This window comes from Microbacterium sp. NPDC028030, assembly GCF_040637855.1.
Lineage (GTDB): Bacteria > Actinomycetota > Actinomycetes > Actinomycetales > Microbacteriaceae > Microbacterium.
The window spans coordinates 1,061,595-1,077,385 of the sequence record NZ_JBEZXF010000001.1 but is presented as its reverse complement, the minus strand read 5'-3'; the positions used below and the strand labels follow the sequence as shown (position 1 = coordinate 1,077,385).

Below are 15,791 nucleotides of genomic sequence, written 5' to 3'. Positions count from 1 at the left end.
TCGGATCATGCACCAGGAGGACGCCATGGCGGTGACAGACGACGCGATCGCGAAGATCAAGGCGATGATCGTGTCGGGCGAGCTCGCCCCAGGCGATCGCCTTCCCCCGGAGAAGGAGCTGTCCGAACGGCTCGGCCTCTCCCGGAGCTCCATGCGCGAGGCGGTCAAGGCGTTGGAGGTGATCCGTGTGCTCGATGTGCGCCGGGGCGACGGCACCTACGTGACGAGCCTCGAACCGCATCTGCTGCTCGAGGCCGTCTCGTTCGTCGTCGACATGCACGACGACGACTCGATGCTCGAGATCTTCGCCGTCCGCCGGATGCTGGAGTCGCAGGCGTCGGGCCTTGCCGCCACCCTCGGCTCGGACGAGCAGATCGCGGCACTGCAGCGCGAGGTCGACGGGGTCGACGCCTCGGTCAACATCGACGAGCTCGTCGACCACGACATCCGGTTCCATCGCGACATCGTGGAGATGGCAGGCAACGCCTACCTCGCCAGCCTGATCGAGCACATGAGCAGCCAGACGGTCCGCGCCCGCGCCTGGCGGGGTCTCACCGAGGCCGATGCGCTCGACCGCACGCTGTCGGAGCACCGAGCGATCGCCGACGCCATCGCGATGCGCGACCCCGCGCTGGCCACCTCTCTCACCACCGCGCACATCGCCGGAATCGAGCGCTGGCTGCGTCACGCGACCTCTCCCTGAGCGTCACCGTTTGCGCTCCGCTGCGGCGACCGTCCGCCCCGTTCGGCGTCGGATGCGGCCGGTAGTGTCGATGGCATGACCTCCTGGACCAGCACCGCCATCGCCCTGCTGGAAGCCGACGCGAACCGCAGCGCCGACACGCACCTGCACCTGTTCCCGCTGCCGCCGGAGTGGGGCATCGACCTGTACCTCAAGGACGAGTCCGTGCATCCGACCGGTTCGCTCAAGCACCGCCTCGCGCGCTCGCTCCTCCTCTACGGCCTGGTCAACGGACGCATCCGTGAGGACACCACGCTCGTGGAATCGTCGAGCGGATCCACCGCCGTCTCCGAGGCGTACTTCGCCCGGATGCTGGGACTGCCGTTCATTACGGTCGTCCCACGGTCGACCGTGCAGGAGAAGATCGACCTCATCGAGTTCTACGGCGGCACCTGCCATTTCGTCGACCGTGCGGAGGACATGTCGTCCGAGGCGCAACGGCTCGCCTCGGACTGCACGGGCCACTACCTCGACCAGTTCACGTTCGCGGAACGCGCGACCGACTGGCGCGGCAACAACAACATCGCCGAGAGCGTGTTCAGCCAGCTCGCACAGGAGCGGCACCCGAGCCCCCGGTGGATCGTGACCGGCGCGGGTACGGGCGGGACCAGCGCGACCTTCGGGCGCTACGTGAAGTACCGCAGGCATGAGACGCGGATCGCCGTGGTCGACCCCGAGGGCTCGGCCTTCTACGACGGGTGGGCGGGCACCGTGGATCCCCCGGTCGGACGCCCCAGCCGCATCGAGGGCATCGGCCGCCCCCGCGTCGAGGCCTCGTTCGTGCCGACCGTGATCGACGAGATGATCCGCGTCCCCGATGCGGGCTCGATCGCTGCGATCCGGCTGCTGCGCGAACACACCCTGCACTGGGCAGGAGGCTCGACCGGCACCAACCTGTACGGCGCGTTCCAGCTCATCGCGCGCATGCGTGCCGCGGGCGAGACGGGCAGCGTCGTGACACTCATCTGCGACAGCGGCGTCCGTTACGCGAACACCTACTACTCCGACGAGTGGGTGGCCGCGCAGGGCTGGGACCTCGACCCGCACCGTGCGCGGATGGAACGCTTCCTCACGGACGGCCTCTGGGTCGAGTGAACACCGCGGGCTACGCTGGCCGCATGACAACTCTGATCCTCACCGTCGCGGGTGCAGACCGTCCTGGCCTCGTGGCCGCCGTCGCCGATGTGGTCGATTCCCACGGGGGCAACTGGGAGAACAGCTCACTGGCGGAACTGGCCGGAACGTTCGCGGGAGTGATCGAGGTCTCGGTCGGTGACGACAGGTCCGACGAGTTGGCCTCTGCGCTGCGCGGGCTCCAGGGCCAGGGACTCCTCACGGTCGCCGTGCTCACGGGGGCACCCGAGCGAGGGGCCGACGACGATCAGGTGCTCGAGATCCAGGTGCTCGGCAACGACCGGCCGGGCATCGTGCGAGAGGTGTCCGGCGTGCTGAACGCGCACGCGCTGAGCATCGAGGAGCTCACGACCGAGACACGGGATGCCGCGATGGCCGGTGGCCGACTCTTCGAGGCCTCCGTCGTGGCGAAGGTCCCGGCCTCCGTCGATCTGGATGCTCTGCGTGCAGACCTCGAGCGTCTCGCCACCGAGATCCAGGTCGACATCACCCTCGGCTGAGACCGCCCCCGTCTCACCGAGACCCCGCTTTCACGCCGCGATCCCGCCTTTGCCGGCGTCGGTAGGGGGCGGTTCGTACGTACGGGGCCGGGTCGGTGCGGCGCCGACGTTCAGGCCGGGCGCGAAGGATCAGCCTTCGCGCTCCGGGCCGGCCAGACGGCCTAGGCGAGAGCCTGCCCAGAAACCAATCAGCAGCATGCCCGCGCCACCGACGATCGCCGATGCCACAGAGAGGTTTGTGATCGCGTACGTCGGCTGTATGGGGTTGGCGAACGCCATCGACGGAATGCCCGCCCATCGAACTCGATCCGCAATGAGACCCACACCCGCCCCCAGCGTCAAGACGACACCGAGAAACACCGATGATCAGTTCAGCGCGCACCTTGAACGCCATGTCGCCCCCTCGCTTGTTGTCGTCACCCAGGCCCACTCCATGGGGAACACCAAGTGAATCATACGTGGTAGAACGTTACATGTCTTGGCTGCAGGAGGTCGAAGGAGCGCCGACCCACCCGCATTGCACGAACCGGCCCCCTGCGAACATCCGCAGGGGGCCGGTTCGTGCGTCAGGGCCCGGTCGGTGCGGGCCTCAGACCAGGCGTGACTTCGGCGAGACCGAGTACGTGCTCTCGGCGTCGCGGTTCACGGTGTCGCCGAGGGCGGTGTCGATCGCGGCGAGGGTGTCGGCATCGAGCTTCACACCCGAGGCCTTGACCGTCTCGGCGAGCTGCTCCGGACGCGAGGCACCGACCAGCGCCGCCGCCACGTTCGGGTTCTGCAGCACCCACGCGATGGCGAGCTGCGGCATCGACAGCCCCGCCTGCTCGGCGATCGGCTTGAGGCGCTGCACCGCCGTGAGGATGTCGTCTTTGAGGAAGCTCTTGATGAAGTCGGCGCCGCTGTGCGGGTCGGTCGCTCGCGAGCCGTCTGGCACCGGCTGACCGGGGAGGTACTTGCCGCTGAGCACGCCCTGCGCCATCGGCGACCACACGATCTGCGAGATGCCGAGCTCTTCGGACGCGGGCACGACCTTGCCCTCGATCACTCGCCACAGCATCGAGTACTGCGGCTGGTTCGAGATGAGCTGGATGCCGAGCTGCTTCGCCAGTGCGTGGCCCTCGCGCAGCTGCTCCGCAGTCCACTCCGAGACGCCGATGTAGAGCGCCTTGCCCTGACGGACGACGTCGGCGAAGGCCTGGAACGTCTCCTCCAGCGGGGTCTCGTAGTCGAAGCGGTGCGCCTGGTACAGGTCGACGTAGTCGGTGCCGAGGCGCTGCAGCGAGCCGTTGATCGACTCGAAGATGTGCTTGCGGCTCAGACCGGTGTCGTTCGGGCCCTTCGGTCCCGTCGGGAAGTACACCTTCGTGAAGATCTCCAGACCCTCGCGGCGCTGCCCCTCGAGGGCCTTTCCCAGCACGACCTCCGCCGCGGTGTTCGCGTACGTGTCGGCCGTGTCGAAGGTGGTGATTCCGGCGTCCAGGGCGGCGTGCACGGTCTTGACCGCGGCGTCGTCCTCGACCTGAGAGGCATGGGTGACCCAGTTGCCGTACGTGATCTCCGAGACCTTGAGACCGCTGTTGCCGAGATAGCGATAGTTGACCATGGATCAACGCTACTGGCTGCCCGCGACGGCGGGGCCGGGCTCGGCCGGTCGCCGACGCGCGGCCGTCACGATCGCCCCCACGAAGAGGGCGATCGCGGCGAGGGCACTCACGACGTACAGCGGCCGCGCCCAGGGCGAATAGTCCGCACCGCCGATGCCGAACGTGTCGGCGAGCGCCATGCCCGCACCGAACGATGCGACGAAATACCCGATCGCACCGAGCATCAGGAGCACGAGGAACCCCATCGCGACGACCAGGGGATGCGCCCGCGTGAGGACGGCGAAGAGCGCGAGGCCTACGGCCAGAGCCACCCCGATGCCGAGGATCACGAACGCCGGCACCGGCATCAGGCTCTCCCCCGCTTCCGACATCTCGAACCGGATCTGCGCGAGCGTGAGGCCAGGGGCGGCGGCGAGCGGATTGAGCACCAGGATCTGCACCGCGGCGAGCGCTGCATAGGCGGTCACGGCGAGTACGCCGACGATCGAGATCCACAGGGTCGTGCGCAACGTCGCTGTCATGCGGGTCATCCTAGGAAGCCATCCCGAGAGTCTCCCGATATTCTCGCCAGGCGGCTCCGAGCCGGCGGATGCCTTCCGCCAGCACGTCGTCGGAAGCGGTGAAGGGGATGCGGATGTGATCGTCGGGAGAGGCCGACACCGCGAAAGCGGCGCTCCCGGCGATCGAGACGCCGTGCGTGGCGGCGACCCTGGCGAGGGACGCCGCCGACCCCGCCGGCAGCCGGACCCAGAGCGAGAGTCCGCCGCGGGGAGGCTCGACGTTCCAGTCGGGCAGGTGCTCCGCCATCACCGCCTCGAGCAGACGCAGCCGCTCCTGGTGGATGCGGCTGTTCGCCCGACGGAGGTCGTCGGCACGGGCGATCAGGTCGAGTGCGAGCAGCTGACCGGGGACGCTCGTGGACTGATCGGCGAGCTGCCGAGCGCCGCGCAGCCGCCGCACGAGCACGGGGTCGGCGCGCAGCCACCCGATGCGCAGCCCCGCCCACACCCACTTCGACACCGACTCGACGACGATGATCGGTGCATCGGCGCGTTCGGCGGCGAGGGAGGGCGGCACGACGCCGTCGAAGGAGATGCCGGCGAGCACCCGGTCTTCGATCACGGGGACGCCGTACTGGGCTGCGAGTTCCGCGACACGGTGCCGAGCGGCCGCGGGCAGCCGCGTTCCCGTGGGGTTCTGGTGGTGCGGATTGAGCGCGACGAGCACGGGCCGGAGCCGCGCGATGGCCTGCTCCAGAGCATCGACGTCGAGCCCGTCGTCGCCCATCGGGACTCCGTGCACGGTCCCCCCACGCAGACCCACCGAGTCGGTGACACCCGGCCACGTGATCTCCTCGGCCAGCACGACGTCGCCCGGACCGACGAGCGCGTTGACGACCAGGCTGATGGCCTGCTGAGCGCCGTGCGTGACGAGGATCTGCTCGGGCGTGGTCGGCGTGCCCTCAGCGGCGTACATGTCGGCGATCAAGGTCCGCAGCGCAGGGAGGCCCGCAGGGTCAGTCTCCGGCAGCAGCGCGAGCTCGAGGCGCGGTGTGTGCTCGCGGATGAGCTGCACCCCGAGGTCGGAGATCTGCGGCACGGTGCGCAGCAGGTCGATCGCATTCGGCAGTGCGGAGAACAGCGCCTCTCCCCTGCCGGGACGCTGCACCGGGGCGACAGCTGCCGCAGCTCCGGCGATGCGTGTACCGCTGCCCTGACGCCGTTCCACGAGTCCGCTCTCGGCGAGCGCGGCGTAGGCGGCGACCACGGTCCCGCGCGACACCGAGCTCATCGCCGCGAGCGCACGCTCCGCCGGCAGCCGATCTCCCGGTCGCAGTTCTCCGCTCGCGACGAGACCCTCGATGCCGCGGGCGAGGCGGGCGGCCAGGGTGCCGTCGCCCTGCGTCCAGCGACCGAGTCGCGCGGACAGCGACTCGGACGAGACCTCGCCTGCCTGCACGAGCGCGGCCGCCCGAGCCGGAACCGTGGCCGAATCGTGGACCACTGGCCGGGTATTGGCCCTGTCATCGCTGCGCATGACATCCGATTCTGGACCAATGAACAGGCCATTGACCACCAACGACGTCGAACTCGGTCCAATCGACCCCGATTGGACCATCACCGAGCTGCTCGACTGGCTGAGCAGCGATGACGCACGCCAGCACGACGTAACCCTTCAGCACCCGCTCGCCCGCATCGAGGCAGCGCTGACCGGGGAGGACTGGTCGCGGATGCCGTCGACGGTCGCGCTGATCCGCGCCCTAACGCTCCTCGCACCCGCTCACGGGTCGACCGTGATCGCGGACATCCTCCGCGCATCGCAGATCCTGGCGAGGGTCGCATAGATCGCATCGGAGGCTGCGACGCGAGGGCAGGACGGCGACGTCAGGTGGCCTGCGCGGAAGGAGGCGTCGTCACGATCTCGGCGCGGTCACGGAACCCCTCGGCCGTCACCTTGTCGAGCGCGACCTGCTTGCGGATCGCGGCCGCCTTCTCGTACAGGCTCGGATCGCCATAGCTCGTGAGCACCTTCACCAGCACCGGCAGCAGCTCGATCATGAAGAACAGCGCCGCGATGAGGATGTGAGCCCACAGGATCGCGGGCTCCTTCTCACTCAACCGGTTCAGGCCGCTGATCTGGCTGAGCAGGCCGACAGCACCCGCGTTGCCCTGCGCGACGGCATCCGCTCGGGCGTTGTAGGCCGCGAGCGCCTGGTCGTAGGTGTCGCGCGCGGTCGGGAGCTGCGACTTCGCCTGCTCGCGGTTCTGCGCCTCGGACGAGGAGGTGTTCTCCTTGGCCGCAGTCCCGGCGGCGGCGAGCTCCTCGTTGGCCGTGCGCAGCTGCGCGGCGAGCGCGTCGTAGGTCTGCTGGGCCTCGGCGAGCTGTGCCTTGGCGGCATCCGAGCTCGCACCCTCGCCGTTGACTCCGGTGCAGCCCGGAACGGTGCCTGCGCCTTCACCCGTCAGCTCGCACTGGTACAGCACGCGTGCCTGATCGATCACGGCCTGCTGCGCCGTCATCTTCGCGGTCACGTCGTCGACCGTGGCCTGGGCTGCCGACTCCGTCGCCGAAGAGGACTCCGTCCCTGCGACGATGCCGGTCGCGGCCTGGTTCTCGAGCTCGGCGACCTTGGCGGATGCCGCATCGAGCGCGATCTTCTCCGGCCCCGACTCCAGAGCCTCCTGGTCGGACTGCGACTGCGTGATGTTGGTCGACGCGACCTCCCGGGCGATGTCGTTGTGGAAGACCTGGAGCACGAGCGGCTCGGCCACGACGAAACCGATGATCGCGGCCATGATCACCCGCGGGATCGCGAGACCGATGAGCCGCCAGACGTTGCGCGTCGAACTCATGGTCGAGGTGAGGAAGCGGTCGAGGTTGAAGATGATGAGCGCCCACACGATCGCCAGCGGGACGGCCAGCCAGATCGCCGCCTGCACACCGGTGGTGAGGGCGAAGAGCATCGAGATCGCCGAGACGAGGGCGGTGCCGGCGAGGACGAAGAACATCTGCACGAAACGGGGTGTCTCACCGGGGACGCGGTCGAGGATCTCGCCTTCCGCCCCACCGAGGATCGCCAGCGTGCGTGCGCGCGAGCCCGGAGTGCGCGGGGCGCGCGTGCGGCGGGGCTTGCGGACACGAGGCTCGCGCGCGGGCTTCACCGGCGCGGGCTCGTCGGCGGCGACCGCATCGGCGATCGGGGTCGCCTCGGCAGGGTCTGCGACGGGAACCTCGCGGGTGGCGTCGTCGGTGCCGGTGGGCTCGAATTCGCGCAGGAAGTCGAGGTCATCCGTGACGGCTTCGGGCTCGCTGTCGAGGATGATCCGACCCTGCGAGTCGTAGCGACCCGGTCGGTGGGCGGAATAGGGCATCCGAACAATCTACGAAATACCGCCTGTGGATACCGTGGAAAAGTCCTTGGAGCGCCTCACAGGAAGCTCCCGCTCCTCCGGAACTCGAACGCGGTCAGGATGCCGGGAGCAGCCGGTCGAGCGCCGCGGCGTAGGCGGCGAGGGCGTCGTCGAGCGTGAAGTGCCCGGCCGCGGCGAGCGTGCCAAGGCCATGGATCTGGCCCCACAGGGCGACGACATCGGTGGGACGGTCGAGTCCGGCCGCGGCGGCGGCCTCGGCGAGCACGGCCTCGAGCCCGTCGATCAGAGGCGCCATCGTGGCGGTCGGAGACCCGGGGATGCAGACCGTGGGGTCGTAGACGGCATCGAACGCGTGCGGGTGCTCCACGGCGAAGCGGATGTACGCGGCACCGCCGTCCTCGAGTGCCGCCCGCGGAGTCGATGCCTGCGCGGCGGCCGCACGGACCTGCGCGAGGAGGTCGGCCATGCTGCGCTCCGCGAGCGCCTTGAGCAGCCCGAGCCGGTCGGAAAAGTGGTGGTACGGCGCGTTGTGACTGACGTTCGCGGCGCGCGCGACCTCGCGGAGGCTGATCTCCGCGGCCGGCATCCGCTCGAGCAGCTGCATCGCCGCATCCTCCAGCGCGCGGGCGAGATCGCCGTGGTGGTACCCGTCCTTCGAACTTGACATGAGCAACATCCTCTCCTATCTTGACAGTGTCCACCAGCTTGACACTGTCCAGATAGGAATCCGCCATGTCCACTCTCGTCATCGACGGCCACCCCGACGCGCACTCCCTGACCGCCTCGCTCGCGCAGCGCTACGCCGCGGGCCACGGAGATGCGCGGGTGCTCGCCCTGCGCGACCTCGACTTCGACCCGCACCTGCGCTTCGGCTACCGGGAGCGCATGACGCTCGAGCCCGACCTCGTCGATGCGAAGCAGGCTCTGCACGACGCCGACAGCATCGTCGTCGCCGCCCCGCTCTGGTGGGGATCGGTCCCCGCGCTGCTCAAGGGATTCTTCGACCGCGCCCTGCTGCCGCAGCAGGAGTACCGCTACTCGAAGCTCGGTCTTCCCGAGGGCCTGCTGCCCGCTCGACGGGGACGGCTGCTGCTGCTCGCCGACACCCCCTGGTTCGCGGTGCCCTTCACCGGGCTGCCGGCGCAGACACAGGTGGTCCGCAACACGCTGCGCCTGTGCGGCGTGAGCTCGGTGCGCACGACGCGCATGCTCGGGGTCAAGGGGGCGGACACGGCGACCATCGCGCGGTGGCTCGACCGGGCCGAGCGGCTCGGTGCGATCGACGGCAGCCGGACGCGGGCGCCTCAGGCCATCGCGGCCGACGCGGCCTCGTCTTCCGTCGTCGCGACCAGCTGACCGCAGGCGCCGTCGATCTCCTTGCCGCGGGTGTCGCGGAGGGTCGTCGGGATGCCGGCGTCGTTGAGCCGGCGCACGAACTCGTTCGTGACATCCTTCTCGGATGCCGTCCAGATCGAACCGGGCGTCGGGTTCAACGGGATCGGGTTCACGTGCACCCAGCCGCGGCCGCGCTGGTTGAGCTTCTCGGCCAGCAGATCGGCACGCCAGGCGTGGTCGTTCATGTCCTTGATCAGCGCGTACTCGATCGAGACCCGGCGGCCGGTCTTGGCGTAGTAGTCGTAGGCGGCGTCGAGGGCCTCGTCGACCTTCCACCGCGAGTTCACCGGGATGAGCTCGTCACGCAGATGGTCGTCGGGCGCGTGCAGCGACAGCGCGAAGGTCACCGGGATGTTCTCGTCGGCGAGCTTCTTGATCGCTGGCACGAGGCCGACCGTCGAGACGGTGATGCCGCGAGCGCTCATGCCGAGGCCGTCGGGCTGCGGGGCGACCATCGAACGCACCGCATCCATGACGCGCTTGTAGTTGGCGAGCGGCTCTCCCATGCCCATGAAGACGATGTTCGACACGCGGTCCATGCTGTGGTCGTCGGCCTTCTTACCCCCGAGGCCGCCCTCGGCGATCAGACGGTTCGCTCGCACGATCTGCTCGATGATCTCGGCCGTCGACATGTTGCGGGTCAACCCGGCCTGACCGGTCGCGCAGAACGGGCAGTTCATGCCGCAGCCCGCCTGGCTCGACACGCACAGCGTGATGCGGCCCGGGTAGCGCATGAGCACCGACTCGACCAGCGCGCCGTCGTGCAGTCGCCAGAGGAACTTGATCGTGTCGCCGCGGTCGGTCTCGAGGCGCCGGACCTCGGTGAGCAGCGGGGGCAGGAGTCCGGCCACCAGCTCGTCGCGGATCCCCGCGGGGAGGTCGGTCATCTCGGCGGGGTCCGACGTGTAGTGGCGGAAGTAGTGGGTCGACAGCTGCTTCGCGCGGAAGCCGGGCAGCCCGAGCTCCTTGACCTTCTCGGTGCGCTCGGCCGGAGTGAGGTCGGCGAGGTGCACGGGCGGCTTGCCGCGCTTCGGGCTCGCGAACTGCAGGAGCGGACGCCCCTCGGCGTCCTTCTGCTGCGTCCAACCCTCGGTCGCAGGGCGCACCTGGGGTGAACGGGTCTCGCGGATCGCCCCCGAGCGGGACGACGCGGGCGCTGCGTGTGGCCGCGTCTCGCGCGTGCGGGGGTTCTCGGTCATACCTCCAGGGTACCGGCGCCAGGGTGGGAGACGGCTGGGCCGGACGGCCCCGCTCAGCCGAGCAGGGGGCGCTGCGCCGCGCGCTGCCGCTCGTACTCGGCCCGCGCGTGCTGCGCGGTGGCGGTGTCTGCCACCTCGGCGACCGGTACGTCCCACCACCCCTCGCCGTCGGGTCCATAGACCAGCGGGTCGCTCTCGATGTGGATGAGCGTCGCCCGGTCGGACGCCTTCGCAGTGCGCATGGCCGCACGCAGGTCGTCGATCGCCGTTGCCCCCGGCGCGATCTCGATCACGTCGATGCCGTAGCTGCGGGCGTTCATGGCGAGGTCGACCGGCAGCGGATCGCCGTCCTGGAAGCTGCGGGCCTCGGGATCGTAGCTGCGGTACTTCGTGCCGAACCGCTCGGAACCGACCGTCTCGGACAGGTGCCCGATCGACGCGAACCCCTGGTTCTGGATCAGCACGACGATGACCTTGAGGTTCTCGGCGACGATCGTCGCGAGCTCGGAGCTGAGCATGAGGTACGAGCCGTCGCCGACCATGACCACCACGTCGCGTTCGTCGCCCGCCGCCTCGAGCCCGCGCTTGACCCCGAGACCGCCCGCGATCTCGTAGCCCATCGTGGAGAACGCGTACTCCACGTGATAGCCGAGCGGATCGCTCACGCGCCACAGCTTGTGCAGGTCGCCGGGAAGGGATCCCGCCGCCTGCACGACGACATCGGCGTCGGCGACTTCGGCCCGCACCGCGCCGATGATCTCGGGCTGGCCCGGCAGCGCTCGTCCGGTCGGGGTGAGAGCCGCGTCGACCACGGCGTCCCACTCGCGCTTCTGCGCGGCGACATCGGCCGCGAGCTCCCCGCTCACCCGTACGTCTTCGAGTTCGGCCGTCAGCGCGACGATGGCCTCCCGTGCATCGGCGATGAGCGGAAGCGAGGTCCCGTGCTTGTACGCGTCGAAGGCGGCGACGTTCACGTTGACGAACACCGCGTCCGGATGCTGGAACGCCGTGCGCGAGGCGGTCGTGAAATCGCTGTAGCGGGTGCCGATGCCGATGATCACGTCGGCCTGGGCGGCGAGGCGGTTCGCGGCCGTCGACCCCGTGGCACCGATCCCCCCGACGTACTGGGGGTGATCCCAGGGCAGCGCGCCACCACCCGCCTGCGTCGTGCCGACCGGGATGCCGGTGGCCTCCGCGAACGCCCGCAGCGCCTGCTCGGCGCCCGAGTAGATCACCCCACCGCCCGCGACGACCAGGGGCCGTTCGGCACTCCGGATCGCGGCGACGGCCCGAGCGAGCGGTCCGTGCTCGGGCAGCGGGCGGCGGATGTGCCACTCGCGGTCCTGCAGGAACTCGAGGGGCACGTCGAGCGCCTCGGCCTGCACATCCTCCGGAAGCGCGATCGTCACGGCGCCGGTCTCGACCGGGTCGGTCAGCACGCGCATCGCCGCGAGCGCGATCGAGAAGAGCTGCTCCGGGCGCTGCACGCGGTCGAAGAACACCGAGAGCGGACGGAACGCGTCGTTCACGGTCAGCCCGATGTCGTGCGGCCGCTCCAACTGCTGCAGCACGGGGTCGGCGACCCTCGTGGCGAAGGTGTCGCTGGGGAGCAGCAGCGCGGGGAGCCGGTTCGTCGTCGCCAGGGCGGCTCCCGTGAGCATGTTCGTGGCACCGGGACCCACCGACGCGGTGCTGGCGAACGTGGCACGTCGACGGTGCATCCGCGCGAAGCCCACGGCCTGATGCACCATCGCCTGCTCGTTGCGCGCCTGGTGATAGGGCATCAGGTCGGGCTGTTCGAGGTTGTACTGCTGCAGCGCCTGGCCGAGACCGGCGACGTTGCCGTGCCCGAAGATGCCGAACATCCCGGGGATCGTCCGCTCCCGGATGTCGCCGTCGACCGTCCACTGGTGCGACAGGAACTCCACGAGGGCCTGCCCGATCGTCATCCGCTTCGTCGGCATCACTGCGCTCCTTCTGCTCGTCCGGAGGATCGTGCGCGATACGGGAGTCGGGGGTCGAAGTCCTGCCCGCTCCAGCTGTCCCGCACCCAGGCGTGTGCGGGGTCGTCGGTGATGAGCCAGGCACGATCGCGATCCGGGCCGGCCATCACGTTGAGGTAGTAGAGGTCGTAGCCGGGCGCGGCGACGGCGGGGCCGTGGTACCCGAAGGGCACCAGCGCGATGTCTCCCGTGCGGACGCGCTCGGCGATGTCGATCTCGCCGGCGGCCGAGGAGTAGGTCGCGAACATCCCGAACGCCGCATCGGCGCGCGCGGGGTCGCCGTAGGTGCGCGTGGGTGCGGCCTCGAAGTAGTAGATCTCCTCGAGCCGCGACTCCCGCCCCGGGACCTGCTCGTCGTGCTTGTGGGGAGGATACGACGACCAGTTCTCGGCGGGGGTGATGACCTCGCACACGATCAGGCGCTCGGCATCGAGGGCCTCCGGCGTGCCGAAGTTGTGCACCTGGCGGCTCGAGGCGCCGGCGCCGCGCAGCTCCACGGGAGTCTCCTCGGCTCTGACGTGCCTGGTCGGATGCACGACGTCGGTGCGCGCGGCGGCGACGGCGACTCGCCCCCGGCCGCGGACGACGGCGGTGGACGCGCAGGACAGATAGAGCACGTCGGTCGGCCCCTCGAACACCGACGCGCGTCCGGTCAGGACGGTCTCGGAGACGGCCCCCTGCTCGGTGTGCTCCACCGTGAAGGAGCCGTGGAGCGGGACGATGATCCGCTCCATGCCGGTGTCGGCGAGGGCCAGCTGCTCCCCCTCGGCGAGCGTACCGATGCGGATGGCGGTGTGCTGCCACCCCGGTGTGCGCTCGTCGACCACGCTCTCCCAGCCGTCACGGCCGAGCGTGCCGCGGCGGTGGAACCACTCCCGATCCTCGGTCATGCCACTCCTGTCCGTGCGTCAGCTGTTCTGTGGGAAGCCGAGGTCGATGCCCCCGTGGGTGGCCGGGTCGAGCCAGCGGCTCGTGATGGCCTTCTCGCGCGTGAAGAACTCGAACCCGTGGACACCGTACGCCTTGGCATCCCCGAACAACGACGCCTTCCATCCGCCGAACGAGTGATAGGCGACCGGCACGGGGATGGGGACGTTGATCCCGATCATCCCGACCTGCACCTCGTGCTGGAAGCGACGTGCGGCACCTCCGTCGTTCGTGAAGATCGCCGTGCCGTTGCCGAAGCGCCCCGAGTTGATGAGGTCGAGCCCCTCCTGGAACGTCTCGACGCGCAGCACCGAGAGCACAGGGCCGAAGATCTCGTCGCGGTACGCCTGCGAGGTCGTCGGAACCGCGTCGAGCAGTGTCGGCCCGAACCAGAACCCGTCCTCCCGGCCCTCGACCGTCAGACCGCGGCCGTCGACCACGATCCTGGCGCCGTCGGCCTCGGCGACGTCGACGTAGCCGGCGACCTTGGCGCGGTGCTCGGCGCTGATCAGCGGGCCCATGTCGGGCTCGCCCGCACCGTCGCCTGCGCCGTCGCCGATCCGCAGGCGGCCGATCCGCTCCGAGATGCGTTCGATCAGCGCGTCCGCGACGGGCTCGACGGCCAGCAGCACCGAGACCGCCATGCAGCGCTCACCCGCCGCCCCGAAGCCCGCGTTCACCGCCTGATCCGCGACGAGATCGAGGTCGGCATCCGGCAGCACCAGCATGTGGTTCTTCGCCCCGCCGAGCGCCTGCACGCGCTTGCCGTTGCGCGCAGCGGTCTCGTAGATGTACTGCGCGATCGGAGTGGAGCCCACGAACGAGATGGCCGACACCTCGTCGCTGTGCAGCAGTCCGTCCACGGCCTGCTTGTCGCCCTGCAGCACCGTGAACACGCCGGCCGGAAGCCCGGCCTCCGACCAGAGCTCCGCCATCCACAGGGCGGCCGAGGGATCCTTCTCACTGGGCTTCAGGATCACGGCGTTGCCCGCGGCGATCGCGATCGGGAAGAACCACATCGGCACCATCGCCGGGAAGTTGAAGGGAGAGATGATGCCGACCACGCCCAGCGGCTGCTTGAGCGAGTAGACGTCGATCCCCGTCGACGCGTTCTCGGAGTAGGCGCCCTTGATCAGGTGCGGGAAGCCGGTCGCGAGCTCGACGACCTCCTGCCCCCGCAGGATCTCGCCCATCGCGTCCGAGAGGACCTTTCCGTGCTCGGCGGTGATGATCGCCGCGAGCTCCTTCTTGCGCGCGTTCAACAGCTCCCGGAAAGCGAACAGCACGCTCTGCCGCTTCGCGATCGACCACCCGCTCCACTCGTCGAACCCGCGCCGCGCCGAGGCGATCGCGGCCGCGATCTCGGCCTCGTCGGCGAGGGCGACACGGCCGCTGATCCGCCCGGTCGCGGGATTGAACACCGGCGCCGTGCGCGTGCTCGCCGACGGACGCGGAGCACCATCGATCCAATGGCCGATCTCGGGGATGTCGGAGGTCATGGAGTCCTTCTACGGGTCAGGCCGTGCGGCCGGGGTGGACGAGGGAGGCGGCGACGTCGATGGCCGCTGCCACGTCGATGTCGGAGGAGTACAGCAGCGTGCGGCCGACCGTGAGGCCGCGCACACCGGGGAGGGACAGGGCGTCCTCCCACGAGGAGAACGTGTCGTCGGGGTCGGCGCCCGCGTCGCCGCCGAGCAGCAGCACCGGCATCGTGGTCGCGGCCAGCACGCGCTCCATGTCGTCCACCACGGGGAGCTTGAGCCAGGTGCTGGCGCTGCTCGCCCCGAGGCCGCTCGCGATGGCGATCGACAGCATCACGGCGTCAGGACTCAGGTCGTTGACCACTCTTCCGTCGAGGCGGCGGCTGAGGAAGGGCTCGAGCATGATCGGGAGGTCGGCACGCGCGGCCGCGGTCACCGCGTCGGCCGTGGAGGCGAGTGTGGGCGCCGTCCCGTCGTCGTCGAGGTTCACGCGGAGCAGGGCCTTGGCGAAGTCGATGCCGGAGTCGACCATCGCCGGCACGTCGTACCCCGTGTAGCGGTCGTCCATCTCGAAGCTCGCGCCGCGCAGCCCGCCGCGGTTCATCGAGCCGACCACGATCTTGTCGTCGAGCAGGCCGAGCACGGCGAGGTCGTCGATGATGTCGGGGGTGCCGAGCACGCCGTCGACGCCGGGGTGTCGCAGCGCGATCGCGAGGCGGTCGAGCAGCTCGTACCGGTCGGCCATGGCGTACGGCGATCCGCCCACCGCCAGGGCCCCGCGGGCGGGGTGGTCGGCGGCGATGATGAAGAGCCGTCCGTCGTCGCGGATGATGTCACGGCGACGGCGCCCGGCGAGGGTCTCGCGGATCGTGTGCGGCGACTCGGCACGCACGGCGCGAAGCCGCTGGAAGTCCGCCTCGGTCAAAGCTGTCAT

General features: G+C 69.8%; 15 protein-coding genes. 5 read left to right on the top strand and 10 right to left on the bottom strand.

Annotation, left to right across the window (positions count from 1 at the left end; translation table 11 throughout):
- The first annotated feature begins 25 nt into the window (after window positions 1–25).
- The 3 genes from AB0E56_RS05295 to AB0E56_RS05285 all read left to right on the top strand — a co-directional run bounded on the left by AB0E56_RS05295 (window position 26) and on the right by AB0E56_RS05285 (window position 2,376).
- Entirely contained in the window at window positions 26–703 is a 678-nt protein-coding gene (locus AB0E56_RS05295) for a FadR/GntR family transcriptional regulator (protein ID WP_359797200.1), read from the top strand.
- Between the two features lie 75 nt (window positions 704–778).
- The gene (locus AB0E56_RS05290) at window positions 779–1,837 is read left to right on the top strand and encodes a PLP-dependent cysteine synthase family protein (protein ID WP_359797198.1); all 1,059 of its coding nucleotides are present in this window, start codon (window positions 779–781) and stop codon (window positions 1,835–1,837) included.
- Window positions 1,838–1,860: 23 nt separating this feature from the next.
- Complete coding sequence (locus AB0E56_RS05285) at window positions 1,861–2,376, top strand: ACT domain-containing protein (protein WP_359797197.1); 516 nt, start codon at window positions 1,861–1,863, stop codon at window positions 2,374–2,376.
- Window positions 2,377–2,965: 589 nt separating this feature from the next.
- Here AB0E56_RS05285 and AB0E56_RS05280 read toward each other — a convergent pair.
- From AB0E56_RS05280 to AB0E56_RS05270, 3 genes are read right to left on the bottom strand one after another with little or no spacing between them, the layout of a single operon-like run.
- Complete coding sequence (locus AB0E56_RS05280; RefSeq protein WP_359797195.1) at window positions 2,966–3,979, bottom strand: aldo/keto reductase family protein; 1,014 nt, start codon at window positions 3,977–3,979, stop codon at window positions 2,966–2,968.
- 9 nt (window positions 3,980–3,988) lie between these two features.
- A complete protein-coding gene (locus AB0E56_RS05275; RefSeq protein ID WP_359797193.1) occupies window positions 3,989–4,501 on the bottom strand; it encodes a hypothetical protein in 513 nt (170 codons plus the stop codon).
- Between the two features lie 10 nt (window positions 4,502–4,511).
- Window positions 4,512–5,984, bottom strand: a complete 1,473-nt coding sequence (locus tag AB0E56_RS05270; protein WP_359797191.1) for a PLP-dependent aminotransferase family protein — start codon at window positions 5,982–5,984, stop codon at window positions 4,512–4,514.
- A gap of 52 nt (window positions 5,985–6,036) precedes the next feature.
- On the opposite strand from AB0E56_RS05270, the gene AB0E56_RS05265 reads away from it, so the two are divergent.
- On the top strand, window positions 6,037–6,324 hold the full coding sequence (locus tag AB0E56_RS05265; protein ID WP_359797190.1) for a hypothetical protein: 288 nt from the start codon (window positions 6,037–6,039) through the stop codon (window positions 6,322–6,324).
- Window positions 6,325–6,364: 40 nt separating this feature from the next.
- On the opposite strand, the gene AB0E56_RS05260 is transcribed toward AB0E56_RS05265, so the two are convergent.
- Window positions 6,365–7,852 carry a DUF4407 domain-containing protein gene (locus AB0E56_RS05260; RefSeq protein ID WP_359797188.1) on the bottom strand — a complete coding sequence of 496 codons (1,488 nt, stop codon included), beginning with the start codon at window positions 7,850–7,852 and terminating at the stop codon, window positions 6,365–6,367.
- Window positions 7,853–7,946: 94 nt separating this feature from the next.
- Window positions 7,947–8,519 (bottom strand): TetR/AcrR family transcriptional regulator, encoded by a 573-nt coding sequence (locus tag AB0E56_RS05255; protein WP_359797186.1) that lies wholly within the window; start codon window positions 8,517–8,519, stop codon window positions 7,947–7,949.
- A 65-nt stretch (window positions 8,520–8,584) separates the two neighbouring features.
- On the opposite strand from AB0E56_RS05255, the gene AB0E56_RS05250 reads away from it, so the two are divergent.
- On the top strand, window positions 8,585–9,208 hold the full coding sequence (locus AB0E56_RS05250; protein ID WP_359797184.1) for an NAD(P)H-dependent oxidoreductase: 624 nt from the start codon (window positions 8,585–8,587) through the stop codon (window positions 9,206–9,208).
- Here AB0E56_RS05250 and rlmN read toward each other — a convergent pair.
- Genes rlmN through AB0E56_RS05225 form a run of 5 tightly spaced genes read right to left on the bottom strand, consistent with a single transcriptional unit; the run spans window position 9,157 to window position 15,791 of the window.
- Window positions 9,157–10,446, bottom strand: coding sequence for a 23S rRNA (adenine(2503)-C(2))-methyltransferase RlmN (rlmN, locus tag AB0E56_RS05245; RefSeq protein WP_359797183.1), 1,290 nt, complete (start codon window positions 10,444–10,446; stop codon window positions 9,157–9,159). The genes AB0E56_RS05250 and rlmN overlap by 52 nt on opposite strands.
- 53 nt (window positions 10,447–10,499) lie before the next feature.
- Window positions 10,500–12,410, bottom strand: coding sequence for a 3D-(3,5/4)-trihydroxycyclohexane-1,2-dione acylhydrolase (decyclizing) (gene iolD, locus AB0E56_RS05240; RefSeq protein ID WP_359797181.1), 1,911 nt, complete (start codon window positions 12,408–12,410; stop codon window positions 10,500–10,502).
- Window positions 12,410–13,339, bottom strand: coding sequence for a 5-deoxy-glucuronate isomerase (gene iolB / locus AB0E56_RS05235; protein ID WP_359797179.1), 930 nt, complete (start codon window positions 13,337–13,339; stop codon window positions 12,410–12,412). Before iolB ends, iolD begins: the two co-directional genes overlap by 1 nt.
- 18 nt (window positions 13,340–13,357) lie before the next feature.
- The gene (locus tag AB0E56_RS05230; RefSeq protein WP_359797177.1) at window positions 13,358–14,875 is read right to left on the bottom strand and encodes a CoA-acylating methylmalonate-semialdehyde dehydrogenase; all 1,518 of its coding nucleotides are present in this window, start codon (window positions 14,873–14,875) and stop codon (window positions 13,358–13,360) included.
- A 16-nt stretch (window positions 14,876–14,891) separates the two neighbouring features.
- The gene (locus AB0E56_RS05225) at window positions 14,892–15,791 is read right to left on the bottom strand and encodes a deoxyribose-phosphate aldolase (RefSeq protein ID WP_359797176.1); all 900 of its coding nucleotides are present in this window, start codon (window positions 15,789–15,791) and stop codon (window positions 14,892–14,894) included.